The following is a 1,377-nucleotide window of genomic DNA, read 5'->3' as shown; positions in this document are numbered from 1 at the left end:
GGCGGCCTGCGCGGCACCGGCCAGCAGGGTGCGCTGGACGTCGCCCTTGGCCGGGGTGGTCTCGATGCAGCGCAGTTCGGCGCCACGGCCGTACAGGTGCAGGCTGCGCACGTGCGCGGCCATGGCCGGATCCTTGGGCTGCAACTGCAGCTGCCAGCGCTCGCGGGTGCCGCTGCTGCTGATGTTGAACTGCTGCTGCAGCAGCGCGCGGTCGCCGGACAGCAACGCGCCGAAACCGCTCTGCAGGCCGGCCAGTTCCGGCACGCGCGTCAGCGAGAAGCGCCGCGGCGGCTTGCCTTCGCGCTCCAGCGTGGCTTCACTGCCGCGCAGGGTGGTGGTCTCGTGGTACGGCGCGGTGACCTCGCGCACCAGCGTCTGCGCGTCCGGGCGGCGGTACTCGCCCTGCACCCGCAGCGGCGCCTTCAGCAGCGCCGAGCCGCGCAGTTCGACGAAGGCGGTGCTGACCGGCGCCGGCCGCGCCAGCTTCTGCAGGATCCAGTCGGCGTCCGGCGCCTCAGGCGATGCGGCGCTCAGCGGTGCGGCGCTGCACAGCAGTATCAGCATCCACGGCAAGGTGCGGCGCATCGGCATGGCGGTTGTTCCAGAAGTCGTAGAAGTTGAACCAGTTGTAGGGCGCGGAGCGGGTGTAATGCTCCAGCCTGGCGGCGTAATCGCGGATGAGCGCGGCCAGCACCGGCGCACGCTGCCGGCGCGGCAGGTCCAGGCCTTCGCTGAAGGTCTCGAACACCAGCTCGTAGCGGTTGCCGCCGCGGTACAGCCCGAACGCCAGCACCACCGGCACCTTGAGCGCGGCGGCGATCAGCCACGGCGAGGTCGGGAACAGGGCGCCCTGGCCGATGAACGCGGCCGGCAGCGCCGGATCCTCCGGGCGCGGCCGGTCCACCAGCAGCGCGACCAGCGCGCCCTCGTCGGTGGCCTGCTTGATCGCCATGACGATGGAAGTGCTGTCCATGCCGGCGTCGATGATGTTGGCGGCCAGTTGCGGGTTCAGCGCGCCCAGCAGTTCGGTCATCGCCGGGTTGTGCGCCTTGTCCAGCACCACCTTGACCTGCACGTCCGGGCGCTCGGTGGCCAGTACCCGCAGCGCGTCGAAGCTGCCCAGGTGCGAACCGAAGATCAGCACGCCGCGGCCGCGGTCCATCTGCGTGTGCAACTGGTCCAGGCCGCGGATCTGCACCCGGAACCGGTGCATCTGCCCGCACAGCATGAACACCCGGTCGAGGATGGTCGAAGCGAAGGTGTGGATGTGCCGGGCCACCTCCAGCAGCGTGGCCGGGCGGTCGAACACACGGCTCAGGTAGTGCCGCGAATCGCGCCGCTCCGGGCCGCGCACCAGCAGGAAATACAGGGTGATCG

At 70.7% G+C, this 1,377-nt stretch carries 2 protein-coding genes; both read right to left on the bottom strand.

Annotation, left to right across the window (positions count from 1 at the left end; genetic code table 11):
• Positions 1 to 591, bottom strand: a 591-nt coding sequence (locus tag D180_RS21825; RefSeq protein WP_087963578.1) for a LolA-related protein, incomplete at its 3' end; no start/stop codon positions are given.
• Positions 515 to 1,377, bottom strand: an 863-nt coding sequence (locus D180_RS21820; RefSeq protein ID WP_017914446.1) for an acyltransferase, incomplete at its 5' end; no start/stop codon positions are given. The genes D180_RS21825 and D180_RS21820, both read right to left, overlap by 77 nt.

The organism is Xanthomonas sp. SHU 166 (assembly GCF_000364685.1).
Lineage (GTDB): Bacteria > Pseudomonadota > Gammaproteobacteria > Xanthomonadales > Xanthomonadaceae > Xanthomonas_A > Xanthomonas_A sontii.
This window is presented reverse-complemented; position numbering and strand designations above follow the sequence as displayed.